Annotated in this window: 26 protein-coding genes; 14 read left to right on the top strand and 12 right to left on the bottom strand. The window is 73.7% G+C overall.

Going from position 1 to position 26411, the window contains the following annotated elements; genetic code table 11:
- Window positions 1–383 precede the first annotated feature (383 nt).
- Window positions 384–1562 carry a Fic family protein gene (locus tag FZ988_RS13870; RefSeq protein WP_149204615.1) on the top strand — a complete coding sequence of 393 codons (1179 nt, stop codon included), beginning with the start codon at window positions 384–386 and terminating at the stop codon, window positions 1560–1562.
- Window positions 1563–1767: 205 nt separating this feature from the next.
- On the opposite strand, the gene FZ988_RS13875 is transcribed toward FZ988_RS13870, so the two are convergent.
- Window positions 1768–3213 (bottom strand): MFS transporter, encoded by a 1446-nt coding sequence (locus FZ988_RS13875; protein WP_149204616.1) that lies wholly within the window; start codon window positions 3211–3213, stop codon window positions 1768–1770.
- A gap of 112 nt (window positions 3214–3325) precedes the next feature.
- Here FZ988_RS13875 and FZ988_RS13880 point away from each other — a divergent pair, with 112 nt between their 5' ends.
- Entirely contained in the window at window positions 3326–4030 is a 705-nt protein-coding gene (locus tag FZ988_RS13880; protein WP_149204617.1) for a TetR/AcrR family transcriptional regulator, read from the top strand.
- A gap of 57 nt (window positions 4031–4087) precedes the next feature.
- Here the strand turns inward: FZ988_RS13880 and FZ988_RS13885 are convergent, their stop codons facing one another.
- Entirely contained in the window at window positions 4088–4732 is a 645-nt protein-coding gene (locus tag FZ988_RS13885) for an FMN-dependent NADH-azoreductase (RefSeq protein ID WP_149204618.1), read from the bottom strand.
- Between the two features lie 81 nt (window positions 4733–4813).
- Here FZ988_RS13885 and FZ988_RS13890 point away from each other — a divergent pair, with 81 nt between their 5' ends.
- The 4 genes from FZ988_RS13890 (at window position 4814) to FZ988_RS13905 (ending at window position 8121) form a co-directional block, all read left to right on the top strand.
- Window positions 4814–5320, top strand: a complete 507-nt coding sequence (locus tag FZ988_RS13890) for a MarR family winged helix-turn-helix transcriptional regulator (protein ID WP_188079113.1) — start codon at window positions 4814–4816, stop codon at window positions 5318–5320.
- Window positions 5321–5429: 109 nt separating this feature from the next.
- Window positions 5430–5867 carry a hypothetical protein gene (locus tag FZ988_RS13895; protein ID WP_149204619.1) on the top strand — a complete coding sequence of 146 codons (438 nt, stop codon included), beginning with the start codon at window positions 5430–5432 and terminating at the stop codon, window positions 5865–5867.
- 207 nt (window positions 5868–6074) lie between these two features.
- Window positions 6075–6617: an RNA polymerase sigma factor gene (locus FZ988_RS13900; protein WP_246169508.1), complete on the top strand. Its 543-nt coding sequence runs from the start codon at window positions 6075–6077 to the stop codon at window positions 6615–6617.
- Window positions 6607–8121: a YncE family protein gene (locus tag FZ988_RS13905; RefSeq protein WP_149204620.1), complete on the top strand. Its 1515-nt coding sequence runs from the start codon at window positions 6607–6609 to the stop codon at window positions 8119–8121. The genes FZ988_RS13900 and FZ988_RS13905 overlap by 11 nt, the downstream gene beginning before the upstream one ends.
- A gap of 36 nt (window positions 8122–8157) precedes the next feature.
- Here FZ988_RS13905 and FZ988_RS13910 read toward each other — a convergent pair whose 3' ends face one another.
- Together FZ988_RS13910 and FZ988_RS13915 are read right to left on the bottom strand one after the other, a co-directional pair.
- A complete protein-coding gene (locus FZ988_RS13910) occupies window positions 8158–8766 on the bottom strand; it encodes a GNAT family N-acetyltransferase (protein WP_246169509.1) in 609 nt (202 codons plus the stop codon).
- Window positions 8767–8880: 114 nt separating this feature from the next.
- Window positions 8881–9117 (bottom strand): DUF7455 domain-containing protein, encoded by a 237-nt coding sequence (locus FZ988_RS13915; RefSeq protein ID WP_149204622.1) that lies wholly within the window; start codon window positions 9115–9117, stop codon window positions 8881–8883.
- Window positions 9118–9320: 203 nt separating this feature from the next.
- On the opposite strand from FZ988_RS13915, the gene FZ988_RS13920 reads away from it, so the two are divergent.
- On the top strand, window positions 9321–9674 hold the full coding sequence (locus tag FZ988_RS13920) for a hypothetical protein (RefSeq protein WP_149204623.1): 354 nt from the start codon (window positions 9321–9323) through the stop codon (window positions 9672–9674).
- A gap of 375 nt (window positions 9675–10049) precedes the next feature.
- Complete coding sequence (locus FZ988_RS13925; protein WP_188079114.1) at window positions 10050–10742, top strand: hypothetical protein; 693 nt, start codon at window positions 10050–10052, stop codon at window positions 10740–10742.
- An 88-nt stretch (window positions 10743–10830) separates the two neighbouring features.
- Here FZ988_RS13925 and FZ988_RS13930 read toward each other — a convergent pair whose 3' ends face one another.
- Window positions 10831–11181, bottom strand: coding sequence for a VOC family protein (locus tag FZ988_RS13930; RefSeq protein ID WP_149204625.1), 351 nt, complete (start codon window positions 11179–11181; stop codon window positions 10831–10833).
- Between the two features lie 153 nt (window positions 11182–11334).
- Here FZ988_RS13930 and FZ988_RS13935 point away from each other — a divergent pair, with 153 nt between their 5' ends.
- The gene (locus tag FZ988_RS13935; protein WP_223145139.1) at window positions 11335–11919 is read left to right on the top strand and encodes a TetR/AcrR family transcriptional regulator; all 585 of its coding nucleotides are present in this window, start codon (window positions 11335–11337) and stop codon (window positions 11917–11919) included.
- Between the two features lie 90 nt (window positions 11920–12009).
- Here the strand turns inward: FZ988_RS13935 and FZ988_RS13940 are convergent, their stop codons facing one another.
- The 3 genes from FZ988_RS13940 to FZ988_RS18590 all read right to left on the bottom strand — a co-directional run bounded on the left by FZ988_RS13940 (window position 12010) and on the right by FZ988_RS18590 (window position 14679).
- Entirely contained in the window at window positions 12010–12198 is a 189-nt protein-coding gene (locus FZ988_RS13940) for a hypothetical protein (protein ID WP_149204626.1), read from the bottom strand.
- Between the two features lie 224 nt (window positions 12199–12422).
- Window positions 12423–14093, bottom strand: a complete 1671-nt coding sequence (locus tag FZ988_RS13945; RefSeq protein WP_246169510.1) for a phospholipase D family protein — start codon at window positions 14091–14093, stop codon at window positions 12423–12425.
- Window positions 14094–14181: 88 nt separating this feature from the next.
- Window positions 14182–14679, bottom strand: coding sequence for a hypothetical protein (locus tag FZ988_RS18590; protein WP_188079115.1), 498 nt, complete (start codon window positions 14677–14679; stop codon window positions 14182–14184).
- A 135-nt stretch (window positions 14680–14814) separates the two neighbouring features.
- On the opposite strand from FZ988_RS18590, the gene FZ988_RS13955 reads away from it, so the two are divergent.
- Entirely contained in the window at window positions 14815–15552 is a 738-nt protein-coding gene (locus FZ988_RS13955) for an AIM24 family protein (RefSeq protein ID WP_246169511.1), read from the top strand.
- Between the two features lie 140 nt (window positions 15553–15692).
- On the opposite strand, the gene FZ988_RS13960 is transcribed toward FZ988_RS13955, so the two are convergent.
- Entirely contained in the window at window positions 15693–17522 is a 1830-nt protein-coding gene (locus FZ988_RS13960) for a DNA-3-methyladenine glycosylase 2 family protein (RefSeq protein ID WP_246169512.1), read from the bottom strand.
- A 228-nt stretch (window positions 17523–17750) separates the two neighbouring features.
- Here FZ988_RS13960 and FZ988_RS13965 point away from each other — a divergent pair, with 228 nt between their 5' ends.
- Window positions 17751–18185 carry a hypothetical protein gene (locus tag FZ988_RS13965; RefSeq protein ID WP_149204628.1) on the top strand — a complete coding sequence of 145 codons (435 nt, stop codon included), beginning with the start codon at window positions 17751–17753 and terminating at the stop codon, window positions 18183–18185.
- A gap of 43 nt (window positions 18186–18228) precedes the next feature.
- Window positions 18229–19152 carry an NADP-dependent oxidoreductase gene (locus FZ988_RS13970; protein ID WP_149204629.1) on the top strand — a complete coding sequence of 308 codons (924 nt, stop codon included), beginning with the start codon at window positions 18229–18231 and terminating at the stop codon, window positions 19150–19152.
- Window positions 19153–19168: 16 nt separating this feature from the next.
- On the opposite strand, the gene FZ988_RS18595 is transcribed toward FZ988_RS13970, so the two are convergent.
- Entirely contained in the window at window positions 19169–19342 is a 174-nt protein-coding gene (locus tag FZ988_RS18595) for a hypothetical protein (protein ID WP_188079116.1), read from the bottom strand.
- A gap of 103 nt (window positions 19343–19445) precedes the next feature.
- Complete coding sequence (malQ, locus tag FZ988_RS13975) at window positions 19446–21305, bottom strand: 4-alpha-glucanotransferase (RefSeq protein ID WP_149204630.1); 1860 nt, start codon at window positions 21303–21305, stop codon at window positions 19446–19448.
- A gap of 299 nt (window positions 21306–21604) precedes the next feature.
- Between malQ and FZ988_RS13980 the strand changes: the two genes are divergently transcribed.
- Complete coding sequence (locus tag FZ988_RS13980; protein WP_149204631.1) at window positions 21605–23656, top strand: ATP-dependent metallopeptidase FtsH/Yme1/Tma family protein; 2052 nt, start codon at window positions 21605–21607, stop codon at window positions 23654–23656.
- Between the two features lie 51 nt (window positions 23657–23707).
- On the opposite strand, the gene FZ988_RS13985 is transcribed toward FZ988_RS13980, so the two are convergent.
- Window positions 23708–24673 (bottom strand): sensor histidine kinase, encoded by a 966-nt coding sequence (locus tag FZ988_RS13985; RefSeq protein ID WP_149204632.1) that lies wholly within the window; start codon window positions 24671–24673, stop codon window positions 23708–23710.
- A 171-nt stretch (window positions 24674–24844) separates the two neighbouring features.
- On the opposite strand from FZ988_RS13985, the gene FZ988_RS13990 reads away from it, so the two are divergent.
- A complete protein-coding gene (locus FZ988_RS13990; protein WP_149204633.1) occupies window positions 24845–26332 on the top strand; it encodes an AAA family ATPase in 1488 nt (495 codons plus the stop codon).
- Window positions 26333–26411 lie beyond the last annotated feature (79 nt).

The raw sequence follows: 26411 nt of genomic DNA on the forward strand, positions 1-26411 counted from the left end.
CGAGGTCGGTTCCGTCGGGCCCTCCTGGATCGCGGATCGCCCGCAGGATGCGGGCTCGCAGTTCGGTCGGCGCGAGCGTGCGAAGCTCATCGGTCGTCAGCAGGACGGCCCCGCTTGGCGCACCCAGAACCCCGTAGAGCCGCTCAACAGCCCGGGTCACCCCCGCCGGGCGTGAGCGAGGTCGCCGCTCTCACTGCGGCATGACCGCCGACGGCTCGGGCCCCCGGTGCTTCCTGGACCGTGGACTGGGCTCTGTCATCGTGCCTGGCGGCCTGCGTGAGCGCGGCTGGCATGGGCCCCCGAGCAGCCTTGCCCAATGTCTTAATTCTTGCGACACTCGCCTCGGGCGCCATCGGGTGTCTCCAGAAGAAGGACATTGAGACATGCTCTACCGGACACCGCCCCTCGACCTCCACGACGTTCAGGTCCTGGAGGAGATCGCTGCCATGCGCGGCGAGCTGGCGGAGCACCTGCGTGTTCCCCGCCGCTGGACCGGCCGCCTCCGCCGTACCGCCCTGGCGCGTGCGATCCAAGGATCGAACAGCATCGAGGGGTACCGGGTCGACCTCGACGACGCGGACGCAGCTCTCGACGACGAGGAGCCGCTGAGCGCCGACCAGCGAACGTTCGCAGAAATCCGCGGCTACCGTCAGGCCCTCGGGTACGTCCTCGCGATGGCCCGGGACGAGCACTTCTCGCTCGACGCCTCGGCCGTGCGCTCGATGCACTTCATGATGCTCGCGCACGACCTCTCGAAGAGCCCGGGTCAGTACCGCCAGCGGGAAATCTACGTTCACGACGAGCAGACGGAGGAGATCGTCTACACGGGCCCGCCCGCCGACGACGTCCCTCGCCTCATGGGCGAGCTGATGACCGAGCTGAACAGGCCCGACGGCGAGGACCCCATGGTTCACGCCGCGATGGCGCACCTGAACCTCGTGATGGTCCACCCGTTCCGTGACGGCAACGGTCGCATGGCGCGTGCTCTCCAGACGCTCGTCCTCGCGCGCCGAGGCGTCGCGGAATCGGAGTTCGCGAGTATCGAGGAGTGGCTCGGCGCGAACACCGACGACTACTACCGCGTGTTGGCAGCGACGGGCCGTGGTGAGTGGCGGCCCGACGGCGACGCGCATCTGTGGGTGAGCTTCAACCTGCGGGCGCACCACATGCAGGCGCAGACCGTCCGTAGTCGATGGCGGCGCGCCCAGCGCTCGTACGAGCTGCTCGACGAGCTGCTCATCCCCAACCGCCTGCCTGACCGTGCCATCGACGCGCTGTACTCCGGGCTCCTTGGGTTCCGGCTGCGTCGTCAGACCTACGTGGACCAGACCGGGGTGGATGCGCGGACGGCGAGCCGCGACTTCAAGGCTCTCGCCGATGCCGGGCTGCTCCGGGCGGTGGGCGAGACGAAGGGCCGGTACTACGTCGCAGGCCTGGTCCTTGAGGAGGTGCGCCGGGAGGTCGGGCGTGGCGAACCGCTGGTGGACCCCTACCCGTGGATGGTCGTAGAGCTTGCGAAGGCGGCCGCCGAGGTCGGCCCGGCCCGCACCGTCGGGCCGTAGCTCAGCACTCTGCCGGGTGGACGCCGCCCGACGGCACGACGAGGGTGTCGCCGCAGAGGTCGCGGCCCAGCGGCCGCCCGTGAGGTGTCAGCGTGTTGCGCGCGTCGTCCGGCCGGTGAACGCCTCAGGGCACCGGGCGTGGTCCCGTCCTGCTCCCGCGACCGTGCCCGCGCCCTGAGCGACCTCACGAGCGCCGACGGCCCCCTCAGTGGTCGTCGACGGCCGCAGCCGTACGCGGCAGGAACGGCACCGCGAGGAGGCAGGCGGCCGAGATGCCGAGGACCACGACCAGGCCGGTGGTCAGTGCGTGCACCTGGCCGTCGGGCAGCCCCCCGAGGTAGGCGGAGGTGATGACGGCGAGGCCGAGACCGGCGGCGATCTGCTGGATGGCGCTGAGGGAGCCGCTGGCGGCCCCGGCCTCCTCGGGCGCGACGCTGCCGAGGGCCGTGGCGAAGATGGAGCTGAAGCAGGCGCCGGCGCCGATCCCGATGACGAGGACGGGCAGGGCGATCTGCCACCAGGTGGCGCCCGTGCCGACGGTGCGGATGACGAGCAGGAACGCGAGGGTCCCGGCCATCGTGGTGAGCAGTCCGAGGAGGACCATCGCTCGGCCGGGCCGTGAGGGCAGTGCCATCCAGACGCCGGAGGCGATGATGATGCCGATGGTCAGTGGCAGCAGGTTCAGCGCCGCCTGGGACGGGCTGAAGCCCAGGCCGAGCTGGAAGTACAGGGCGATCACGTACATCAGGCCGTTGAAGGCGGCGAAGACGAGCAGCCCCGTGGCCAGGCCCGCGGAGAACCCGCGGTTGCGCAGCAGGCTCGGTGCCACGAGCGGTTGCGGAGAGGTCCGCTGGCGCGCGACGAAGGCGCCGAAGAAGAGGACGGACGCCGCCGTCGACGCGTAGGACAGTGCGTTCCACCCCTCGCTCGAGCCCTCGATCAGCCCGAACAGCAGCGTGAAGGTGGTCCCGGTGAGCAGCAGGGACCCGCGGACGTCGATCCGCACCGTGGGATCGCCCTCGACCGCGGGGAGCCATCGGATCGCGGCGACGAGCGCGGCGCCTCCCACGACGATGTTGAGCAGGAACATGGGTCGCCACCCGAGCCCGAGGATGTTCGCGTCGATCAGGAACCCGGCGAGGATCGGTCCGCCGACGCCGAAGATGCCCAGCATCGGGCCGAAGGCACCGAACGCCTTGGCCAGCGCATCCTTGGGGAAGGTGCGGGTCATGATCGCCATGCCCTGGGGGATCAGGAGCGCGCCGAAGGAGCCCTGGACCACGCGGGCGACGATGATCGCCGCCGGGTTCCAGGCGAGGCCGGCGAGCGCGGATGCCGCGACGAAGCCGGTGAGCCCGATCAGGAAGACCCGGCGCTGTCCGTAGCGATCGCCCAGGCGGCCGCCGACGACCAGGAGTGAGCCGAGTGCGAGCGCGTACCCGGCGCCGAGCCACTTGACCAGGGCTGGTCCGCCGCCGAGCTCGGCGGCGACTGCCGGCGCGCCGATGTTGGTGATCGTCGCGTCCATCAGGTCGAGGCCGTCGGCGACCAGGACGATCAGGAGCGTCGTCCACAGCGTGAACGCGGAGGGTGCGGCCTTCGGACTGGGTGAGTCGAGGGGCGGGGAGGCCGTCTCCTGGGATGTAGCCATCGGGGGGCTCCGTTCACGGGTCGCGGAAGTCGGTTCGAACGCGATCGTAACGAACATGTTCGGGACGAACAAGTTCGCGTCGAACATGTTCGTCGCGCGTTACGATGACGCCATGCCGAGAGCCGAGCCGCGCAGCCGCCGCGAGCGTCCCGCCAAGCCCCCGCTCAGCCGCGAGGTGATCGTCGATGCGGCGGTCCGCGTCCTCGAGAGCGACGGCATCGGGCGGCTCACCATGCGTCGCCTCGCCCAGGAGGTCGACGCCGGGCCGGCGTCCCTCTACGTGTATGTGCGGAGCACCACCGAGGTCCACGCCCTGCTGATCGATCGCCTTCTCGCGACCCTGGACCTGACATGGGACGGCCGAGGTGACTGGCGACAGCGCCTGCGCGCGTTGCTCACCGACTACGGCAACCTGCTGATGGCGCATCCCGGGCTCGCCGACTCGGCCCTCGTCACGTGGCCCCAGGGGACCAACTACCTCGACCTCGTCGAGCTGCTGCTGAGGCTGCTCGACGCCGGCGGCGCGTCTCCCGCTCGCGCCGCGTGGGGCGTCGACGTCCTGCTCCAGCAGGCGACCGCGATGGCGGCCGAGTACGGCGGACGCGGACGCCCCGCAGGAGGGCAGGGCGACGTGGCCGACCTGGTTGCCGCGCTCGACGACGCGAGCCCGCAGCGCCACCCGTTGCTCACGACGATCGGCGCGGAGCAGATGGTCGGCGGCGAGCGCGACGAGCGGCGCGCGTGGGCCATGGACGTCACCGTCTCCGGGATCTTCGCGACCCCCGTGCCCGGCGAGCAGACCCACCCGGCGATCTGAGCGGCCCGGTGACCTGACCGTCGCAGACGGTGGCCAGGGTGTCGCCGGGGTCCGGGCCTACCGCGCGCCCGCCACGGACGCCGCGCGGCTCCCGGCCTCGTACGCCGCCTCCTGCGCGGCCTTCTTCAGGAGCGCGCCGGCCTCGATGAAGGCGTCCATCGCGGGGCTCACCCCGGCCAGCGTCAGCTCGCGCTCGACCAGGGTGAGGTCGGCGCCCCAGAGGTCGCCGACGATCCGGCGCAGGTAGGCGGTGCTGTGGTCCCAGCCTTCGCGGGGCGCGCCCGGCCCGTACCCGCCGCCGCGGGTGGTCACCACGACCGTCGGCTTGCCGTCGAGGAGCCTCTCGCCGTTGGTGCCGCCGGCGACGGCCAGGTCGATCCACGTCTTGACGTGCTGGGAGACGCCCCAGTTGTAGAGGGGCAGGGCGAGGATCGCGCCGTCGGCGTTGCGCAGCTCGTCGGCGAGGGTGCCGGCGAGGGTGAGTGCGTCGCGCTGCTCGGGCGTGCGCTGGTCCTCGGGTGTGAACCCGCCGCCGATCGCGGCCGCCCAGGCGTCGGCCGGGAGCGGCTCGGCACCCAGGTGGCGCCGGACGAAGCTCGCGCCGGGCTGCACGGCGGTCCAGCCGGACTCGGCGAGGTCGGCGAGCTCGCTGCTCGCGGAGTGGGAACCCTGGATGCTTGCATCGATGCGCAGGACGGACATGGCTGCTCCTTCGGGTTGAATGTTCAAGTCCAGCGTGACATGGATCGACTTGAACATTCAAGTCCCGACTACGATGCAGATGTGTCCGACGCAACTCCGTGGCTCGACGGCGACGAGCGCCACGCCTGGATGTCCCTGATCGCCATGCTCATGAGCCTGCCGCCCGCGATCGACGCCCAGCTCAAGCGGGACAGCGGCCTCAACTTCTTCGAGTACTCGATCCTGTCCCAGCTCTCGGGTGCGCCCGGTCGACGGATGCAGATGGCCCGGCTCGCCCAGATGGCCGGCGGAACGTTGTCACGGCTCTCGCACGCTGCGAGCCGGCTCGAGGAGCGCGAGCTGGTCCACCGGCACCTCGTCACGGGGGAGTCACGGTGCACCGAGCTGGCCCTGACCGACGCCGGCATGACCTTCCTGGAAGCCGCGGCCCCCGGGCACGTGCGCGAGGCGCGGCGCCTGGTCTTCGACGTGCTGACCCCGGAGCAGGTCGCTCAGGTCCGCGACATCGCACAATCGATCACGACGGCGGCCTCGCCCGAGGTCGCCCGAGCGCTGCGTGAAGCGATCGTCGCCTCAGATCGGCTCTGACGGCCGAGCCGCCTCACTCGCGGAAGGCGCCCTGACCCGACGCGAGGCCCCGCGGCCGCAGTGCCCGACCTCCGGTGACGCGAGGTCCCACCACGAAGGAGTCCGACCAGTGACCGAGCGCAACCCCGGCGAGATCATGCAGGACGTGGGGCGGCAGTTCTTCGAGGCCGCGCCCCAGGGGTGGGCGAACGGCTCGATCGTCTACCGCCGGGTCGGGAAGACGGCGGAGACCCAGGCCACGGCTCAGGCCGCTGACGGCACGCCCCTGACCGTCGTGATGGGGCGCCCGGTGCTGCGTGCTCTCAGGGAGCTGCGGGCCGCGATGGCCCGGCCGGGTTCCGGCGCGTGGTTCACCGCGGTCGCACGGTTCACCTCCGACGGCCGCATGACCTGGGACTTCGACCACGACCACGAGCCGGAGTGGGTCACCGGGATCTCGCCGCTGCACTACCTCCAGGAGCAGGAGGAGTTCCCGCGCGACCAGGAGCACACGCCCGCCTGGCTGCGCGAGCGGCTCACCCAGGGGCAGGCGCTCGGCGGCCTCTGAGGCCGCCGGTCCTAGGGGCCCGCTCGGCGAGGGCTGGTCGCCGAACCCGTCGGTCGGCCGACGCCCCCACCGCCTGCACCCGATCGGGTGAACCGGGCCGCGGCCCTGCGCCTACCCGTGCGGAAGGATGCGCCTTGGAGTGCCGTCGGACCCAACCCCGATCACCCCGGTCTCCGTTCTCTGTTCAGGACGACGACGGGAGGGCCGGTGTCTCGGTGGGAGCCGATGCTCGAGCAGGTGGTGCGTGAGCGCTACCCCAGGCTCGTGGCGCACGCGATGCTGCTGGTGCCGAGCCGGCAGGAGGCCGAGGACCTCGTGCAGGACGCCATCGTCTCGACCTTCTCCGGCCGGGCGCGCTTCGCCACCGTGGCCGAGGCGGAGGCGTACGTGCGTCGCGCCGTCGTGTCGCGGTTCCTCGACGCGGGGCGCCGACGCGCCTCCGAGGGGCGAGCGCTCGCGAAGGTGGGCGCGCGGCTGGGACCGGACGCGGAGCCGGCCGTGACACCTGGGCTGGAGCCCGAGATCGAGACGGCGCTCGCGGGCCTGCCGCCCAGGGTGCGCGCCTGCGTCGTGCTGCGGCACATGGAGGACCTGTCGGTCCGGGAGACCGCCCAGCTGCTGCGACTGAGCGAGGGCGCCGTGAAGCGCTACGTCGCCGACGGGATCGCGGCCCTTAACGCCGTGCTCGGGGTTGTGGCGTCGGATGACGCGCAGTTCGTGGAGACGAGGGAGTCGCGTCGTGGAGCGTGAGCTGTCGGACGTCATGGCCGAGGCCGTCGCGGCACGGGAACGTGCCCTCACCGGGCTGAACCCGGCGCCCGAGGCCGTCGCCGGGATGCGGGCGCGGGTGCGCCGGCGGCGCGGTGTGCGGCGTGGGCTGCAGGCCCTGGCCGTGGTGCCGGTCGTGGGCGCCGCGGTGCTGGCGGCCGCGCTGATCGGGCACGACCCGGCGCCGGTACCGCCGGTCCACACGGACTCGCCCACGCCGACGCAGGAGCCGACGCCGACGCCGACGAGCAGCCCGTCCTCGACACCCACGCCGTCCGCCCCCGAGCTCGGCGCACCCGTGCTCGAGCCCGGCCTGCCACCGTTCCACGAGGCCCCCGAGGGGATCCTTGACGAGGCCGGGCCGGGGTGGTTCCTGGTGACGTGGCAGACGCACCGGTTCGACGAGGCGAGCTTCCCGGCGTCGGACACGTCGGTGCTCCTCGTCGACCCGGCAGGTACGCGCTACCGGCTCCTCACCCTTCCGTCGGCGCCCTCGCCTACAGCGACGGGCGACCCGTCCCCTGTGCAGCACGAGGTGGTGGACTGGGAGGCCGGGGCGAGCACCGCCGTGATGCGCGTGCGAGAGGGTGGCAGCTCCATCGGGGGCCCGTTCGTCACGCTCGACCTCCTCACGGGCGAGATGCAGCCGGTGGACGCCGGGCCCGACCGGGTGTGGTTCGAGGAGCTCGAGATCGTCGCCACCACCGCGGACGGCACGCGGCTGTGGCGCGGGGTGTCACAGGAGTCGACGGTGCTCACGGTGACGCGCGGTGAGCAGGTGCAGCAGATCGACACCGGCGTGACGGGCCACGTGGTCGAGCCCAGCCCCGACGGGTCGCTCGTCTGGGTCGGGGGAGGGATCAACGCAGACGAGGCCGTGGTCGACCTCGCCAGCGGGAGCGTCGTCGCCCGGCTCCCGGCCGGGGAGACCGCGTCGGGATGGTGCGAGGTGTCGGGCTGGTGGGCCGACGACACCGTGCTCCAGACCTGCACGGACAACGAGCTCCTGTCGGACGAGGGGATCTGGTCCGAGCCGGAGTCCGTGCGGCTCGTCACGGCCGACGTCGCGCAGCTCGTCAGCGGAACGAGCACGCCGATCCGCACGCTGTCCTCCGCCGACGTCGCGCCCTTCGGCTGGGACTCCGCCAACGTCGGCGAGGGCGTCGTCGCCGTGGCAGGGGCAGCAGTCGAGCAGGTCGGCAGCCCGGAGATCTGCCCGGTAGGCGGCTGGCTGATCGACGCGGACGGCGCGCGGCTGATCGACGTGGGCCACCCCGGCGGCGCCGCTCCCGCGCAGGTCGAGTTCGGCACGACGCCGGGCCGCCTGGTCATCTGGAGCTCGCTCAGCTGCCACGAGGCCGTGGGGCCCGACCGCCTCGTCGCGTACGACGTGGCCACTGGAGCACTGATCGATCTGGCCGGGTCACCTCATGCCGACGACGGTGGCTACTCCGGCGGCCCGGTGTCCTGGGTGGCGGGCCGCTGAACGCGGGCTACCGCGAGCCCGCTCCGCGCGCCGGCACTACACGGCCAGGCTGGTCGGCGCCCCGAGGTAGGTCACGTCGGGCACCGTGAACGGGAGCTCGCGGAAGCCGAGACGGTCGTAGAACGCGCGTGCCGGGGTGTTGGCCGTGAGCATGCCCAGGTGCACGGCGGGCACGCCGCGCTCGCGCAGCGCGGCGAGGTAGGTGCGGATCAGCGCTCGGCCGTGGCCCGCCCCTTGGCTGCCCGGCAGCAGGTCGATGTGCAGGTGCGCGGGGTGGTCCGCGAGCTCCGGGTGCACGTTGCGCTCGGGGTGGTGGAGCAGGTCGACGAGCGACTCCTCCGGCGTGCTGGGCTCGCCGGCGGGCAGCGGGTAGCGGTCGGCGACGCGCGGGAGCCACTCCGCGCGGTGGCGCTCGGCCCAGCGTGCCGTGTTGGCGGTGCCGAGCACGTACCCGACGGCCCGCGTGCCGTCGTCCAGCACGAAGGCGAGCTCGGGCTCGAGGTGCAGGTACGGGCCCGCGAACAGGTCGGGCATCAGGTCGTCGCTCGAGTACATGCCGCGCGCGTCGCCACCCCCGTCTGCGGTGCGCACGCAGATGTCGTAGACGTCGTCCCTGTCGGTGTCACGGTACGGCCGGATCTCCACGGCCCGAGTGTGCCGCATAGGCCACTCGGACGTCAGGGAAGACGTGCCGGGACGGCGCGCGACGCAGTGCTGGCGTCGTCCCGAGGCAGCGGGGCGGCCTCCGCCGTCGTGCTCTCAGCGCTCCGGTGCGGACACCTCGTCGTCGATGCGGCGGCGCTCGTCGTGGATCGTGGCGCCGGACGTGAGCAGTGCGAGCTCGTGGTCGCGGAAGTGGTGGCCGCAGAAGAGCAGGGACAGGCCGTCCGCGGTGTGGATCGTCGCGCGGACGTAGGCCTGCGCGCCGCAGCTGTCGCACCGGTCCGCTCGCGTGAGCTCGGCCGGCGTGGTCGTCGCCAGGGTGGTGGCGGTCATGTCGGTACCTCTTCTCCGTGGGCGGTGCGCCGCCCGGCGGGCGACACCTGTCAGAACCTCACCGGGAGCGCGCAGATTCCGGCAGGTTGTTCGCTCAGCGGTGAACCGCGACGTCCACGGGAAGACGACTCACACCGGGTGTCCGGCAAGATGGCAACCGAGCGCCGCCGGTTCTTGCCGGCGCCGCGCGTGACGAGGGGGGCGTGGACGACGACGTGACGGTCGACGACGGCGTTCCCGTCCACGCGTCCCCGCAGCGGCGCCGGGCGCCGACCTGGATGTTCGTGCTGACCGGCACGCTCGTGATGGTCCTGCTCCTTGCCGGCGCGGTCCTGTCGTACTTCGCGACAGCGTTCTCGGTCATGTGCACGGATGACTTCGACCCCTCCGACTGCGGCGAGACCCAGCTGCGGGCCGCGATGCCGATCGTCTCGGCGCTCCTGGGTGCCGTCGCGTGGTGCGTCGGCTGGGCGCGGAGGAGGACGCCGGTGGGAACCGGGTGGGCGTGGGGTGGAGTGGCGATCGCCCTCGTGGGCCTCGTGGTGGCGTTCGGCTGATCTGGCAGGGGTGAACCGCCGAGTGCTGTAGGCGTCGGTCGGCGACGCAGCAGCACCCCGTGTCCGGTTTGTGGCGTAAACCACCCGTATGGCGGGTCCACGGCGCGCTCACAGGTGCGACGCTCATGATCGACGGCGTGCACCGCGCGCCGTCGCCGGATCCCGTCGTGGTGACCCCAGCGAGGAGCAGCTCACATGCGCACGACCCGTCGCCCGTTCTTGGTCCCGCTGACGGTCCCGTTGGCAGTCGTCCTGGTCGCTGGGCTCGCGGCCTGTGGTGGCCCAGGCGCCGACCGCGAGGCGCCGGTGGCGCAGACTACGGCGTCCGCGGTTGCGGAGGAGGTGGTCGAGGAGGCTCCCGCCGAGGATGCCCCCGTGGATCTGACGCCGGAGACCCTGACCAAGGCGATGATCAGCGCGCAGACGGCGGCGGGCAGCTACGACGTCTCCGTGCTCACGACGTCGGGCCCCGAGTCCCGGTTCGGCGAGACGAGCGTGCAGATGGACGGCTCCGTCAAGCTTCTCGACGGTCGGGCTTCCGTCGTGATGAAGGTGGTGACCCCGGGGCTGGAGGCCATGGAGACCCGCGTGATCGACCGCGTCATGTACCTGAACATGGGCTCGACGACGCAGGGCAAGTTCTTGCGGGTGGACATGGACGACCCGTCTGACCCCGTGGCTGCGTCCATGCGTGGCTTCGACGTGCAGTTCGACATAAGGGCCACGCTCGAGGCCCAGGTGCCCGCGATCCTGAACGTGACGCCCCTGGGGGAGCCGGAGGAGATCGACGGCGTGATGGCGCAGGCCTATGTCCTCGTCACCGACCTGACCCTCCTGCCCCCTGACATGGTTGCGATGCTCGAGGAGAGTCAAGCGGTGAGCGGCATCAACCTGCCTGACACCCTCACGGAGACCTACTGGATCGGCCCGGACCGCCTCATCCGCAAGTCCGTGTCGGAGATCAAGGGGATGCGCACCGAGCGGCTGTTCACCAACTGGGGCAAGGGGGGCCTCATCGAGGCGCCTCCGGAGGATCAGATCCTCAGCCCGGAGGACCTGATCACCTGAACCCGGGCGCCTGACGCAGAGCCCGAGCCCCGCGCGGCCCGGCCAGGGTGGGTGAGCCCGACGAGCGTCGGCTCGCCCGCCCTGGCGCTCAGGCCGCGATGAGGTCGAACGCGTTGCCCTCGGGGTCGGTGAGGGTGACCCAGCTGGCGCCCGCGCTCACGCCGCCGAGCCGCCGCGCGCCGAGCCGCACGAGCCGCTCGGCCTCCCGGACGAGGTCGGCCGTCTCGAGGTCGAGGTGCAGGGCGTTGCGGACCGGGCGGCCCTCGGGCACGCGCTCGAACACGATGCGCGGCGCGCCCGAGGCGGCGTCGTCGGCGAGCTCGGCGTGCTGGGGCGTCGCGCCCGGGGCGATCACGCGGCCCAGGGCGTTGGCCCAGAACAGGGCGGTGGACTCGGCGTCGTAGGCGTCGAAGGTCAGACCGCGGAAGGTGCTGGCCATGTTCGGCCTCCTCTCATGTGTGGGGCGCGGGGGAGCGGGACCGGTGAGGGCCGCCATGGTGGTGGGCGTCCGACTGCCGTAGGCTGTACCGGAGGCTCCTCCGCTTAGGCATGACCATAACCGGAGGTTCCTCCGTTTAGCAAGGGAGTTGCTGTGCCCATCTCGACCGACCGTCCCCGCCGGGCCGACGCCGAGCGCAACCGCGCCCGGCTCCTGGCCGTGGCCGTGGAGGCGCTCGCGGAGAACTCCGACGTCCCCCTGGAGACCGTCGCCGAGCGCGCGTGCGTCGGCATCGGCACGCTCTACCGGCACTTCCCGAGCCGCTCGGCGCTCATCCAGGCCGCGTACCAGCGCGAGGTCCAGGAGCTGTGCGACGCCGCCCCCGCGCTGCTCGGGGACGACCGGCCGGCGGTCGACGCCCTGCGCGACTGGATGGGGCGCTTCGTGCGGTACGCCGCAGCCAAGCGCGGCATGGGCGCGGCCCTGCGCGAGGCGCTCGGCCAGGACTCACCGGTCTTCGTCGAGACGCGCACCAACATCACGGGCGCCATCGGCGTGCTGCTCGAGGCAGGCCGCGCCGACGGCTCCGTGCGGCCCGACGTGGAGGCCGACGACCTGTGGCGTGCGATGAGTGCCGTCTGGCTCGTGCCCGACGGCGAGGAGTGGGCCGATCAGGTGCGCCGCATCCTCGACCTCGTCGTGGACGGCCTACGGTACGGGGCCGGCGCGCCCCGCTGACCGCCGCACGTCGGGCGCCCGGCGACGCGAGAGCGGCGGCCCGCGAAGCGAAGGCGGGGGCCCGCGAGCGAAGGCGGGGGCCCGCAGACCTCAGCGGATGAGCACCACGTACTGGCCCGGGTGCCGCCCCATGAGGGCGTGCAGCTGGGTCATGTCCCTGATCTCGCTCGGCGAGCCGAGGTGACGTCCGCAGACGCACACCCCTTCGTCGTGCTTCATGTGGCCGTGGCGCCGGTGGGCGGCGGCCGGGACGAGACGGAAGCGTCGGCTGTGACGCATGTCCCTCACCTCTGTTCGCGGGGGTCTCCTGCCCGTCCAGTGTCTCGCTCGGGCCGGGTGGCCACACGGGACTCGCGGGCCCGGTTCGCCCACGTGCGCCGCCCGACTGCGCCCACATGGGTGCGATCCGCCGCGAAGCGGGCGGGTGAGATTTCCTGAGAGCTCACCGAGCCACGCTGCCGACCGGCTGCCACCCGCTGCCACCCTGCTGGCACGAGCCGGGCTCAGTGGTGCCCGCGTACCTTCATGCGCGGCGGGCGGCCGTCCGGGTCCACGACGGCCCGGTACGCGGGTGACGCGAGGACCCGTTGCCACGTCGTCGGCGCACCCATCACGTGCGTGCGCAGCCGACCCGGCGGCCTCGGCCCCGCGGACCCGCCCGCGTACCACGCGTCGAGCGCCGCGACACGGCTGCGCAGGGTCGCGATCGCGTCGGCCGGGTCCAGGAGCAGCGCGTCGTCGTGCGGACACGCGGCCAGGTCCAGGTGCTCGCGCCACAGCTCGAGCCGCAGGTCACGCGCGAACACGCGGGCACCGTCGCCGAGGCCGCCCGGGTCCAGGGGCTCGCGCGGGTCGTGCTGCTCGTCGACGACGGCGGCCGTGAGCTCCGAGTCGTGCGTCCACGAGCGCCGGTTGAAGTTGTCGCTGCCGACGGTCGCCCACACGTCGTCGATCACGCACACCTTCGAGTGCACGTACACGGGGCGGCCGGCGTGGTTCTCGACGTCGAGCACGATGACGCGGTCCCCGCCGGCCTCCTGGACCATGTCCAGCGCCTGCGTGTGGCCGTGCATCGCGACCGGGACCGTCACCTCGGCGTCCTGGTCGGGGAACCGCGGCACGACGGCGACGAGGTGCAGCCCCGGCTCACGCGCGAGCGCGTCGGCGAACACCCGGGCGACCCCGGTCGACCACAGGTACTGGTCCTCGATGTACACGAGCCGCCGGGCCCGGCGCAGAGCCTTCGCGTACCCGCGCGCGATGCTCCGCTCGCCGTGCGGGGCGAACGGGTACCCCGGCCACCGGTTCGGGTACGTCCGCAGGAGCTGGACGGCGCACGTCCCGGCCTCCGGCGGGTCCTCGGCGGGCGGCGGCAGCGGGCTCTGCTGCCGGTCCAGCCCGTCGAGCAGGTGGGGCACCAGGTGCCACGGTCGCCGGGACAGCGACGAGGGATCCTCCCAGCGCTCGCGGAAGCACTCCTCGGCGTCGCGCACCGCGGGCCCACGCACCTCGATCTGCACGTCGTGCCACGCGGGCTTGCCGCCGTACCACCGCGCGAACGGCATGCGCTGCGGGTCGCCCCGGTGCGTGAGGGTGTCGCGGCGGCTGTGCGCCACGTCGATCCCGCCGAGGAACACCCGGTCCTTCTCGGGCGCACCCGCGTGGCGGAGCACGACGAACTTCTGGTGGTGGCTGCCGAACGGCCGCACCCGCTGGTCGAGCACGATCTCGCCCCCGGCCGCGTTGACCGCCTGAGCGAACCGCCGGTTCTGCCGCCGCGAGAACCGCATGCGGTCCATCTGCGACCGCCAGACCAGGCCCCGCACGACGACGCCGCGACGCGCGGCCTCCGCGAGCAGGTGGGAGATCGTGGTGTGGTCGTCGCGCACGAACTCGTCGGGGTCCACACGCCAGCCCGCGAGCAGGATCTCGTCGCCCGCGCCGAGGCCGTCCACCGCGTCCGCGAGCGCCGCGAAGTACGGCCCGCCGTGCACGAGGGGACGGACCTGGTTGCCCACGGTCCACGCCCGCAGGGCCGTGTAGCGGTTGCCGCGCTGGAAGCGCGTCAGGAGCCAGTCGTGCGCGGGCTCGAGGGGGATGGCCGGGGGCACCGTGAACTCGTCGGGGGCGGTGAGACGCACACCCTCGCGGCGAAACTCGACCCGGACGGCCACCACTCCTCCACCGTCGCACACCACGACGGTCCGCGCCGGGTGAACCCTGCCGACGTGGGTGCACCCGGCGTCCGGTTGCCCGTTCTCCTCAGACGTTGCCGCCCTGCATCCACGAGGGCGGCGGCGGGGGTGCCGTGGGTGCGCTCGGGGCGGGCGGGGCGTCCGCGACAGGCGGGGCCCCCATCGGCGGGGGCGGGATCGGTGGTGCTGACGGTGCCGGTGGCGCGGAGCCCATCGCTCCGGGGGGCGGGGGAGCGGAGGCCGCGGCGGCGGCGCCGGGCGGCGGCGGGACGGCGCCCGCCATCCCCGGTGCGGGCGGCGGCGCGGTGTGCAGGGCGAACGAGCGGATGGCGCCACGCGCGTCCAGGTCCTGGAGCGCGCCCATGACGCGCGCCCGGTCCTCGGCCGACGCGGGCCGACCACTCAGCTCGAGGAAGGTGAGCACGCCCAGGTCGTGGAAGTACTTGTCCACGTCACCCGCACCGGGCGCGGCTCCCGGGCTGCTGAGCCCAGTGCTGCCCAGTGCCGTCTCCGCCTTCGCGGCGAGGTCGGTCGCAGCGGCTTTCGCCTTGTCGAGGAAACCCATGTCCAGCTCCTTCGCCAGTCCCGTCGCGGTTCGCCCGAGCGGGTCACTGGAAGCCTACGCAGGCATGGCCCGCGTCGTTAGAGTTCGATCGATGGACCCGGTCCGCGGGACGCGGAGACGACGACGCACGACAGGATGACGACGATGCCGATTCATGGTTCCTTGTTCCACGACTTCAAGGAGAACGCGTCGCCCGACCCGTTCTCTCTCCAGAGCAAGAAGCTCCTCAAGATCCAGATGGGGTACGGCCCCGTGTGGGCGAAGACCGGCTCGATGGTCGCCTACCAGGGCGACGTGCGCTTCGAGAACAAGGGCTCGGGCGGCCTCGGCAAGATGTTCATGTCGAAGGTGACCGGTGAGGGCGTCGACATGATGCAGTGCACCGGGCAGGGCGAGCTCTTCGTCGCCGACAACGCCTCCGAGGTCCAGATCATGTACCTGGAGAACGACGCGATCTCCGTCAACGGCAACAACGTCCTGGCGTTCTCGTCCTCGATCGAGTGGGACATCCACCGCATCCAGGCGCGCGGCGCGGCCATGGCCGGCGGTCTGTACAACGTGGCCCTGCGCGGCACGGGCTACGTCGCCATCACGACCAAGGGTGACCCCGTCGCGCTCGACGTCGCGTCCGCCCCGACCTTCGGCGACGCGCAGGCGGTCGTCATGTGGACGGCCGGCGTGAGCATGGACATCCGCGTCGACACCGGCGGCCTCAAGTCGATGGTCCGCGGGGGCACGGGCGAGACGTTCCAGATGGCGTTCGGCGGCCAGGGCTACGTCCTCGTCCAGCCGTCCGAGTCCGTCGTCGCCGGCGGGCACCAGGCGACGCAGTCCAGCGGTGGCGGCGGGCTCGGCAGCCTCCTCGGCGGCTGACGCCTCCCGGTTCGGAGCCCTCGCGGGCACCCGGACCGCGCAGCACCACGGCGGCCCGTCCCTCACCGGGGGCGGGCCGCCGTCGCGCGCCCGGCCGTCGCCCACGGGCCGGGTGGCTGCTCGACGGCGGGTCGGTACCGCTAGCGGACGGTCGTTTGCCGGGTGGCCGCCTGCCACAGGTGCATCGTCGCGTACGAGCGCCACGGCGCCCATGCGGCGGCACGCTCGGTCAGCACCCGGTGCGCCGCGGCGCTCGGCTGGTCGCCGGTGATCGCACCGGCGGACCTCGCACCCGCGAGGACGGCGACGTCCCCGGTGAGCCACGTGTCCGGGTCGCCGAGGACACGCATGGCCACGTAGGCCGCGGTCCAGGGGCCGATGCCCGGGCGCGCGACGAGCTGGGCGCGCAGCACCTCAGGCTCGACGCCGACGTGCACGGCCAGGCCGCCGTCGGCCAGTGCGCGGCACGTCGCAAGGACGGTCCGGACCGCACGGCCGGGCAGGCGCAGCGGGCGTGCCGCGTCGAGCGCCTCGTCGGGGGCGGGCTCGGGGACGGTGCGCAGGATCTGGTCGGGTGTCGGGAACAGCCGGTCGAGGCCGGGGAGCGTCGAGGAGTACGTGCTCCCGGCGTGCGCGGCGAGCCTGCTCAGGTGGGTCCGGGCGGCGGCGACGGAGATCTGCTGCCCGACGAGGGCCCGCACCACGAGCTCGTGCGGGTCGACCGCGCCGGGGACACGGATCCCCGGGGTGCGGGCCACGAGCGGCGCGAGCACCGGGTCGGCGCCGAGCGCGCCGTCCACCGCGACGGGGTCGGCATCCAGGTCCAGCATGCGGCGGACGCGCGCGACCGCGGGGGCGACGTCCCCGAGGGAGACGAGCTCGAGCTGTGCCCGGACCTGCCACTCACCGCGGGGACCTGCGGTCGCGACGACGTCGACGGCGCCGGGGCCGTGCGGGAGGCTGAGCGTGCGGGCGTACCGCAGCCGGTCACCGCGCGACACGTCGGCGACCTCGACCCTGTCGACCGCGCGGGCCGCGAGGAACGCGAACACGCCGGGGGCGTCGAACGGCTGACGGACGGGCAGGTCCACGCCGAGCCGCACGGGCGCGTCGGCACCGGGCGCACCTGCGGCGAGGCCCGACGTGGCGGCGCCGGGCGCCAGGCCGCGTATGCCCGGCTCGGCGCCGTCGTGGTGCGACCCGCGGCGGCCCCGGGCGCGCAGCTCGCCCGGCGTGGCCGCGAACACCTGCTGGATCGTCTCGTTGAACTGGCGGATCGACCCGAAGCCGGCGGCGAAGGCGACCTGGCTCAGCGGGAGGTCGCTGCTCACCAGCAGGGCGCGGGCGGCCTGTGCGCGCCGCGCCCGCGCGAGGGCGAGCGGCCCGGCGCCCAGCTCCGCCACGAGCATGCGGTGGACGTGCCGCGGCGTGTACCCGAGGCCCGCGGCCAGCCCGTGGATCCCGTCCCGGTCGACCACGCCGTCGCCGATGAGGCGCATCGCCCGGCCGGCGACGTCGCGGCGCAGGTCCCACTCCGGGGTGCCGGGCGTGGCCTCGGGCAGGCAGCGCTTGCACGCCCGGTAGCCGCCCTCGTGAGCCGCGGCGGACGTCAGGTAGAACGTGACGTTCTCGGGCTTCGGGGTGCGGGCCGGGCACGACGGCCGGCAGTAGATGCCCGTCGAGGAGACGGCCGTGAAGAACTGCCCGTCGAAGCGCGTGTCGCGTGCGTCGATCGCGCGGTACCGCTCCGCGAACAGCGGGTCGCCGAGCGAGCAGCGTGCCCGGCTGGCCCGGTCCGCCCTGACCGGCTCGTGCCGGTCCGCCTCGATGCCCATGGCGCCATCCTGCCTCCCGCCGCTGACGCGCGGCTCCGGGGCGGCAGGACGTCGCGGTGCCCCTCCGGCGGCATCCGGGAGCTGGTCGTGCCGGGCCCGGGAGGCGACGGCGTGCCGGTTGGTCGTGGTGCTCATGGTGCCCAGTACAGCCGGGGCCGGCGCCCGGCGTCTGGCGGGAATCGGACTCGACCGCGGTGCCGTCCGACGGCGCCGGGCCTCCGCGGCCGGTTCGACCGGGTCCGACTCCTCGACGGACCGAGGCGTGGTTTTGCCTCGCACATCGGCGCCCGGTATGCCAGATTTGTCCGTATCGACCGGATCGGGCCCACCTGGCCCGCGACGGCGTCGGCGGAGGGGCAGGCGATGCGCGGACGTGCAGCACTGGTGGTCACGGTGGCGGCGCTGGCCGTCGTGGGCGTGGGGCGCACCGACCTCGCACAGGTCCCTCAGGCGGTCTTCGGCCCCGCGTACGACACCGTGACGCAGGCGAGCCTGCGGAACCTGGGCGTCGCCCTTCAGTCGTACGGCATGTTCGACGGCGGGTTCGAGGCCCTGGACGTCGAGGACCTCGCCGGCTGGGGCTGGGTCCCGTCGGGGACGACGGCCGTGACCATCTGGACGGACGGCGACGGGTTCCGGGCCGTCGCGAAGGACGTGCGCCCGGGCTCCACGGCCTTCGAGGTCTCGTCGGTGGACGGCGAGGCGGTCCGGGTCGCGAGGATTGACGCGGACGACCCGGCGGCCCAGGTGCTGCCGGCCGACGCCGGTGTGCACGTCGAGGTCGCCGCGGACCTGTAGCGGCCTCAGGAACATCCCCGCCCCCGCCCGGGTTGCCGCTCGCATGAGAGCGATCACCTATCACCGCTACGGCGGACCCGACGTCCTTCAGCTGACCGACCTCCCCACGCCCAAGGTGGGGCCCGACTCCGTGCTCGTGTCCGTGCGCGCGACGTCCGTGAACCCGGTGGACTGGAAGGTCCGCGAGGGCTACCTGGACGGGCTCATGGACGCGGTGTTCCCCGTGGTGCCCGGCTGGGACGTCGCGGGCGTCGTCGAGCGGGTCGGGCTCGACGTGCCGGAGCTCGCCGTCGGCGACGAGGTCATCGGGTACGTCCGCAAGGACGTCGTGAGCGGCGGCACGACCGCCGAGCTCGTCGCCGCGCCCGTGCGCACCCTCGCACGCAAGCCGTCGTCGTTGTCCTGGGAGGAGGCCGCGACGCTCCCGCTCGCGGGCCTGACCGCGTACCAGGCGCTGCGGCGCCTCGGCGTCGGTCGCGGGGACACCGTCCTCGTCCACAACGCCACGGGCGGGGTGGGGGCGTTCGCGGTGCAGATCGCCCGGGACCTCGGCGCGCGCGTGATCGGCACGGCGTCCGAGCGCAACCACGAGCACGTGCGCTCGCTCGGTGCGGAGCCCGTCCCGTACGGCGAGGACATGGTCGCGTCGGTCCGGCAGCTCGTCCCGGACGGCGTCGACGTGGTGCTCGACCTCGTGGGTGGCGGTGTCATCCGCACGAGCCCCGAGGTCGTCAAGGCCGGTGCGCGGCTGGGGTCGGTCGCCGACGACGCGGTCACCGAGCTCGGCGGTGCCTACATGTGGGTCCGTCCGGACGCCGACGACCTCGCGGCCGTCGCTGCGCTCGCGGACCGGGGAGCGTTGCGGGTCGACGTGGCGCGGGTCTTCAGCCTCGAGGAGGCCGCGGCCGCCCACGAGCTGAGCGCGTCCGGGCACGTGCGCGGCAAGGTCGTCATCCGCGTCGCCTGAGCGCGGGCGGGGAGGGTCAGGCGGTGGCGGCGAGCTCGAACGTCGTGCTGCCGTCCTCGTCGAGCAGGACGACCAGGGTGCCGTCCGTGCCGTCCTCGTCGAGCACGAGGAGGGCGCGCTGGCCGCACGTGCACAGGAGCTCGATCTCGCCGTCGTCGAAGTAGACGCAGGTGTGGGTCGTTGTGCTCATGGGCCGACGGTAACCACGCCCACTGACACGACCGTGGCCGACATGCCGCGAGGCCCGGAGGTCGTCACCTCCGGGCCTCGCTGCCGTGCTGAGAGCTCGTGCGTCAGTCGCGTGCGCCGAGCACCTGCGCGAGCTCGCGTGCGAGCGGCTCGGCCAGGATGTCCTCCACGGGCCGGGGCAGGCTCAGGCACCAGTTGGGCCACTGGAGCACGGTGCCCGGCATGTTGGGCCGCTCGGCGACGGCCGCCGCGTCGTCCAGCGAGGCCAGGACGACGCGCGCGCGGCACGCGGCCAGCCGGCGGTACTGGGCGAGCACCGCCTTGTGGATCTCCTCGGCGCCGATCGGGCCGTCGGGGTCCACCCCGGCGACCTCCGCGAGCTCGCGGCGCACGCCCTCGAGCTGCTCGAAGTTCGCCGACTTGCCGACGGTGCGCAGGTCGTCCATGTCGGAGCCCGTGAGCGTCCCGGCGATGGTCGCCTGGTCGTGCGTCGACGACGCACCCATGACCGCCTCGGGGAACTGGTCGACCGGCAGGCGCAGGGCCGCGCGGTAGCCGAGCATCCCGTAGCGCGCCATCGTCTCCCGCACGCCCTCGGCGACCGTGCCCATGTCCTCGCCCACGACCCACGCACCCGTACGGCCGGCCTCGAGCCGCAGGATCGCGAGCATGGCCTCGGTCGGGTAGTGCACGTACGCGCCCTGGCCGGCCCCGGCACCCTGCGGCACCCAGAACAGGCGCCACAGCTGCATCACGTGGTCGATGCGCAGCGCACCGGCGTGCCGCAGCGCGGACTGCACCATGGTGATGAACGGGCGGAAGTCCGCGGCCACGAGCGCGACCGGGTTGAGCGGGGGCAGGCCCCACTTCTGGCCGTCGAGGTTGTGCCGGTCCGGCGGGCAGCCGACCTCGAAGTCGAAGCAGACGCCGCCCTGGTGCGTCCAGGCGTCGGCGCTCGAGGAGTCGAAGCCCACGGCGATGTCGGCGACGACCGTCGCCCCCGCCCGGCAGGCGGTGCCGAGCTGGACGTCCGCGACCCACTGCGCCCACGCGTAGAACGCGACACGGTCGGCGTGCTGCGCGGCGAACTCGGTCGCGCCGTCGGGGTGCTGGTGCTGCACGGGCCACTCGCGCCAGACGGCGGTCCCGTACGTCTCGGCGAGCACGCACCAGGTCGCGAAGAGCTCGAGGTCGCGTCCCTGCGCCGCGACCCACGCGTCGTGCTCGGCGGGCAGGTCGTCACGCGTCGCCGCCCAGATCCGCTCGAGCGCGGCGCGCTTGAGGGTCCACACGGTGTCGCGGTAGATGCGTCGCTCGCCGTTGAGGCCTCGGCCCGCACGCTCGAGGTCGCGCAGGTCGACGCGGTCCGCGCCAGGGACGTCGGCGATCGCGATGTGCAGCAGCTGGAGCCACTGCCGCGAGGCGGGGGAGTAGGGCGAGGACTGCTGCGCCGGGACCGGCGCCGCGGCGTGCACGGGGGAGATGAGGACGGACGTCGCCCCGGCCTCGGCGGCCGAGCGCGTGATCGTCGCGAGGTCCGCGAAGTCGCCGATGCCCCACGAGGAGCGCGAGCGGGCGGCGTAGAGCTGCACGGCCCAGCCCCACCCGCGCACGGGCTGGGGCAGGCGCTCGGGCGCGCTGATGACGAGGCGGCGCCCGCCCTCGGGGGTGTGCAGGTGGTAGTAGCCGGCGGCGGGGCCGATGCCCTCGGGCCCGGGCACGGGCTGCCCGTCGAGGTCGGTGAGGTCGCCGACGAGGTCGGCGCACGGCTGGCCCGGCGCGCAGACGAGGGCGTGCTCGACGACGGGCCCGGAGCTCACGGCCTCGGCCACGGCGGCGAGCGTCATGACCGGCGGGGTCTGGACGTTGCCGTGGGCGTCGACGTAGCTCTCGGGGATGCCGAGCCGGGCGAGCGTGTGCGTAGCGGCCTCCGGGGCCGGCTGCGAGATGTCTGTGAGGGTCATGGGGGGATGCACCTGTTCATCAGTGCCGGTGGCCTTCGCCTCCGACGCAACCGTGGAAGCGTAAGCCGCCCACGTAGGGAGGACCAGGACTTCCAGCCCTTCATTGCGAGATTTGCTGCAAGCGTTTCAGTGCCTCAAGGGTACGGCGCTTCTCTGTGAGGGTCGGCAGCGTCTCGCCCGTTGTGACCGGTTGGCGCCGGATCCGGCGAGGTTCGCCCGGTCGGCGCGCGGCGGGTGATGTGACCGATTGGCCACCGCGTCCCGCTCACGGGCCGCGCCGCGCAGCCGATCTCAGGGGGGTGAGCCAGGACATCCCGCGTGCCGCCGCACCGGCCGTCGCCGGACCCGCCGCCCCGCCACGGAGCGGCGCGAGCGACGTCGCCGGCCGCCCGGGGGCGTCCGCGGGCGGGGCGCCGACCCTCCCGGACAACCCGGCCGCCGACGTCGCCCCCGGTCCCGCGGCCGGCGGCGACGGGCAGGCGCCCGACCCCCGACGAGGCTCGGCGTGGACCCGCCTGCGTGCCGTGGCACCGGTGCGCCCCGGGCAGCGTCTCGCCTGGCCGCCGACCTCCTGGTCCCGGCGCGACCGCGTGCTCGCCGCGGGCGTCGGCGGTGCCGTCGTCCTCGGGGCGCTCGCGGCCGCCACCTCGCCGCTGTGGAACCAGCACGGCCCTACGGTGCAGGACGTCGTGCTCTCCGAGGCCCTGACGCTCATCGAGGACGGCGACGTCCGCAGCGCCACCGTCGACGACACCGCCAGCGCGGTGACGCTCGTCCTGGCGGACGGCACGCAGGCCGAGGCGAGCTTCCCCGAGGCCTACGCGGACGAGATGACGCAGGCCCTCCTGGACGCGGACGTCGAGCTGTCGGCCGACTCCGGTGCGCCGGGCCTGGGCGAGCAGGTCCTGCTGCGCCTGCTCCCCGTCGCGCTCATCGTCGGCGTCCTCCTGCTGGTGCTCCGGACCGTCAACCCGCAGGCCATGCGCTCCGGGCGCGGCAGCAAGGCGTTGACCTCGGGCGAGGTCCCGCAGGTCACGTTCGCCGACGTCGCGGGGGCGGACGAGGCCGTCGACCAGCTCCGCGAGATGGTCCAGCTGCTGCGTGAGCCCGAGCGCTTCTCCGCCGTCGGCGCGACGAGGCCGCGCGGCGGGCTGCTCGTGGGCCCGCCCGGGACCGGCAAGACCCTGCTCGCCCGGGCCGTCGCCGGGGAGGCGGGCGTGCCGTTCTTCGCGATCGCAGGCTCGGACTTCGTCGAGACGTACGTGGGCGTCGGCGCGCGGCGCGTCCGCGACCTCTTCGCCGAGGCCCGCAAGGCCGAGCGCGCCATCATCTTCATCGACGAGATCGACGCCGTCGGCCGTGCGCGCAGCTCGTCGAGCACCCAGGGCGGGGACGGCGAGCGCGAGAACACGCTCATCTCGCTCCTCAACGAGATGGACGGGTTCGGCGAGTCCCACGTCATCGTCCTCGCGGCGACCAACCGGCCCGACACGCTCGACGCCGCGCTGACGCGGCCGGGCCGCCTCGACCGGCAGATCCACGTGCCCAACCCCGACCGCCGTGGCCGCACCCTCATCCTCGAGGTCCACGCGCGCAACCGCCCCCTGCACGCCGACGTCGACCTGGTGCGCATCGCACGGCAGACGCCCGGCATGTCCGGTGCGGACCTCGCCCAGGTCGTCAACGAGGCCTGCATGGAGGCCGCGCGCCGGGGGACGGACGTGGTCGACGCATCCTGCTTCCAGGCCGCCGTCGCCACCGTCGCGATGGGCCGCGCGCGCACGTCCGCGCTCGTGACCGACCACGACCGGCGCATCACCGCGTGGCACGAGGCCGGGCACACGCTCGCCGCGGCGCTGCTGCCCGACGCCGACGACCCCGTCTCCGTGACGATCGTGCCCCGCGGCCCCGCGGGCGGCGTCACGTGGATGAGCGGCAACGACGACGTGTTCCTGCCGCGCAAGAAGGCCCTCGCCCAGCTCGTGGTCGCGCTCGCGGGACGTGCCGCGGAGGAGCGGCTCCTCGACGGCGAGCACACGCAGGGCGCCTCGGGCGACCTCCAGGGCGCCACGAACCTCGCGACGGCGATGGTCACCCAGTACGGCATGACCGACTTCGGCTACGCGCAGGTGGACCCGGACACGCTGAGGCTCGGCGGGCAGGTCGCCGCCCAGGCGCACGCCCGCATCGACGGGCTCCTGCGCGACGCGCACGGGACGGCGACGACCCTGCTCGCGGAGCACGCCACGCTGCTCGAGCAGCTCGCGGAGGCGCTCCTCGTCGAGGAGACCCTCTCGGCCGGCCGGGTCGCGCAGCTCGTCGCCGAGCACCGCGGCGACCTCGCGGCCTGAGCGACCCGGTACGGACGTCGTCCCACCCGGCTACGGCCAGGTGGCGGCCGGCTACAGCCAGGTGACGACGCGTACGACCGTCCCGTCGGCGTCGGACCGGATCTGCACGAGGTCGCACAGCCGGTTGACCATCCACAGGCCCCGGCCGCGCGCCTGGTGCGGCGTCGGGTTGCGCCGGCCGACCAGCGGGTCGTCGATGTGCCCGGCGTCGTGCACCTCGAAGTAGAGAGCGTCGGCGTCGCGCCACGTGCTCAGCACTCCCGAGCCGCCGCCGTGGTCGATGCTGTTCGACGCGAGCTCGCTCAGCGCGAGGGCGAGGTCGTCCGCCGTCGCCCGGCCCACGCCCGCCGCCGCGGCGTGCTCGGCCGTGAGGCGCCGCAGACCGCCGAGCCGTCCGTGCGCGAACGGCAGGCGCGTGACGGGTCCCGTGGGGGGAGTGAGGGGCTGGGCGGCGAGGGCCGCGCAGCGGTCCGGCCCCGCGTAGGTGGCCGACGAGCGGGTGGGGTCCTCGCCGAGGAGCTCCGGGTGGCTCAGCCGGGCCTCGGCCAGCACTCCCGCGGGCAGGGACTGCGCGTCGTACGGGCACAGGAGCCGCAACGGCGTCTCCGACGGGACCGCGAGGTTGAGGACGGCCTCGTGGATCTGGCACTCGACGAGCTCCGCCGGGCGTCGGCCGGCCCAGACGGGCGCACTGATGCCGCGCAGGGGGACGCCCGGGTGACGGGCGACGAAGTCGAGCCAGGCCGGGATGATCCGCGCGGGGTTACGGCCCAGCACCGCCATGTCCGCGTGCTCCACGTCGGCGGCATCCGGACCCAGCGCGTGGCGCAGCGGTACCCACTGGTCGTCGGTGACCACGACCATGACCGGGGAGCCGGCGGCGAGGCCGTCACGCACGAAGGGGACGGCCGCTCCGAGGTAGGAGTCCAGGTCCCGCCACAGCACTGCCTGGTGGCGGTAACCGGTGCCCTGGTGGGTGCCCGGCCGGGCGGTGCACGGGTGGGCGGTCGCAGTCATGCGCCACCTCCTGCCGAGCTGCCGCACCCGGGGGACGGTGCAGTGGTTCTCACGGTAGTCGAGGCGGGTGGGCTCGGCCCGTCGGCCACGGGGTGAAGACGCGCGCGTCGAGCACGAGCGCACGGCCCGAGGGCCCACGCCGGGGCCGGCGTGGCTGCTAGGTTCCGGCCCATGGCTGCGGACGGTTCACGGCACGACCTGGCCGTCCTCCTCCGCAGCCGGGTCCCGCTCGTCGTGATCGAGACGCGCGACGAGGACCGTGCCCGGGCGCTCGTGCTCGATGCGGCCCGGGACAACCGGCCGGCGACGCCCGTGTTCGAGTGGGTCGTGACCGAGGGGCTGCGTCGCGCCGACGTGGACCTGGGGGGCCCGCAGCGCTTCAACGCGGCGCCGGACCAGGTGCTCCACTGGATCCGTGACGGCGCGGTGCCGGGCATCTACGTGCTCCTCGACCTGCACCCCTACCTCACGGAACCCTTGAGCACCCGGCTGCTCAAGGACATCTGCCAGTCCTACGACCGCTCCCCGCGCACCGTCGTGCTCGTGAGCCACGAGGTGAGCCTGCCCGCGGAGCTCGAGCACCTGGCGGCGCGGTTCGAGATCGCGTTCCCGGACCGCGCGGAGCGGCGTGCGGTCGTGGACGACGTCGCGCGCGAGTGGGCACGGACCCACGGGACGCCCGTGCGGGCCGACGAGCAGTCCGTCGCGGCGCTCGTCGAGAACCTCGCGGGCCTGTCGGTCGCGGACACGCGCCGGCTCGCGCGGGCCGCGATCCACGACGACGGTGCGGTGACGCCGAGCGACGCCCCCGCCGTCATGCGCGCCAAGTACGACCTGCTGAGCCGAGGCGGCGCCCTGAGCTTCGAGTACGACACCGCGGGCATGGCGGACCTCGCCGGTCTGGCCCGCCTCAAGGAGTGGCTCGCGCGCCGCAAGCCCGCGTTCGACGGCACCGCGCCCGGGCTGGACCCGCCGAAGGGCCTGCTGCTCCTCGGTGTCCAGGGCTGCGGCAAGAGCCTCGCCGCCAAGGTCGCGGCCGGGATCTACGGCGTCCCGCTGCTGCGGCTCGACCTCGCGGCGGTCCAGGACAAGTACCAGGGCGAGTCCGAGCGCAAGCTGCGGGAGGCCCTCGCGACGGCCGACGTGATGGCGCCCTGCGTCGTGTGGATCGACGAGATCGAGAAGGGCGTCGCGACGTCGGACAGCGACACCGGCTCGTCGCAGCGGCTCCTCGGGACCCTACTGACCTGGCTCTCGGAGAAGAGCGGCCGCGTCTTCGTGGTCGCCACGGCGAACGACATCGAGGAGCTCCCACCCGAGCTGATCCGCAAGGGCCGGTTCGACGAGGTCTTCTTCGTGGACCTGCCGAGGGCCGACGTGCGCGCCGAGGTGCTGCGGATCCACGCGACGCGCCGCGACGTCAGGCTCGAGGCGCACGACGTCGCGCGCCTGGTCGAGGCGTCCGAGGGGTTCTCGGGCGCCGAGCTCGAGCAGGCCGTCGTCTCCGCCGCCTATGCCGCCCATGCCGACGGTGCGCCGGTCGCCGCCGCTCACGTGCTGGCCGAGATCCGGGCGACCCGCCCGCTGAGCGTCGTCATGGCGGAGCGCGTCGGGGCGTTGCGCGCCTGGGCCGCGGAGCGCACGGTCAGCGCGGACTGACTCCCGCCTGGCCCCTGGCCGCAGGGGGCGATCTTCACCGGCACGGCCCTGCCGCGCGGGGGTCGTGAGGCCCTAGGGT

Origin of the sequence: Actinotalea subterranea (genome assembly GCF_008364845.1) — a bacterium.
Taxonomy (GTDB): Bacteria; Actinomycetota; Actinomycetes; order Actinomycetales; family Cellulomonadaceae; genus Actinotalea; species Actinotalea subterranea.

What these genes read in the sequence shown, in the direction of transcription:
- FZ988_RS13870 (WP_149204615.1), top strand. Translation starts at nt 384, where the DNA reads ATGCTCTACCGGACACCGCCCCTCGACCTCCACGACGTTCAGGTCCTG.
- FZ988_RS13875 (WP_149204616.1), bottom strand. Translation starts at nt 3,213, where the DNA reads ATGGCTACATCCCAGGAGACGGCCTCCCCGCCCCTCGACTCACCCAGT.
- FZ988_RS13880 (WP_149204617.1), top strand. Translation starts at nt 3,326, where the DNA reads ATGCCGAGAGCCGAGCCGCGCAGCCGCCGCGAGCGTCCCGCCAAGCCC.
- FZ988_RS13885 (WP_149204618.1), bottom strand. Translation starts at nt 4,732, where the DNA reads ATGTCCGTCCTGCGCATCGATGCAAGCATCCAGGGTTCCCACTCCGCG.
- FZ988_RS13915 (WP_149204622.1), bottom strand. Translation starts at nt 9,117, where the DNA reads ATGACCGCCACCACCCTGGCGACGACCACGCCGGCCGAGCTCACGCGA.
- FZ988_RS13930 (WP_149204625.1), bottom strand. Translation starts at nt 11,181, where the DNA reads ATGGCCAGCACCTTCCGCGGTCTGACCTTCGACGCCTACGACGCCGAG.
- FZ988_RS13940 (WP_149204626.1), bottom strand. Translation starts at nt 12,198, where the DNA reads ATGCGTCACAGCCGACGCTTCCGTCTCGTCCCGGCCGCCGCCCACCGG.
- FZ988_RS18590 (WP_188079115.1), bottom strand. Translation starts at nt 14,679, where the DNA reads ATGGGTTTCCTCGACAAGGCGAAAGCCGCTGCGACCGACCTCGCCGCG.
- FZ988_RS13955 (WP_246169511.1), top strand. Translation starts at nt 14,815, where the DNA reads ATGACGACGATGCCGATTCATGGTTCCTTGTTCCACGACTTCAAGGAG.
- FZ988_RS13960 (WP_246169512.1), bottom strand. Translation starts at nt 17,522, where the DNA reads ATGAGCACCACGACCAACCGGCACGCCGTCGCCTCCCGGGCCCGGCAC.
- FZ988_RS13965 (WP_149204628.1), top strand. Translation starts at nt 17,751, where the DNA reads ATGCGCGGACGTGCAGCACTGGTGGTCACGGTGGCGGCGCTGGCCGTC.
- FZ988_RS13970 (WP_149204629.1), top strand. Translation starts at nt 18,229, where the DNA reads ATGAGAGCGATCACCTATCACCGCTACGGCGGACCCGACGTCCTTCAG.
- FZ988_RS18595 (WP_188079116.1), bottom strand. Translation starts at nt 19,342, where the DNA reads ATGAGCACAACGACCCACACCTGCGTCTACTTCGACGACGGCGAGATC.
- malQ (WP_149204630.1), bottom strand. Translation starts at nt 21,305, where the DNA reads ATGACCCTCACAGACATCTCGCAGCCGGCCCCGGAGGCCGCTACGCAC.
- FZ988_RS13985 (WP_149204632.1), bottom strand. Translation starts at nt 24,673, where the DNA reads ATGACTGCGACCGCCCACCCGTGCACCGCCCGGCCGGGCACCCACCAG.
- FZ988_RS13990 (WP_149204633.1), top strand. Translation starts at nt 24,845, where the DNA reads ATGGCTGCGGACGGTTCACGGCACGACCTGGCCGTCCTCCTCCGCAGC.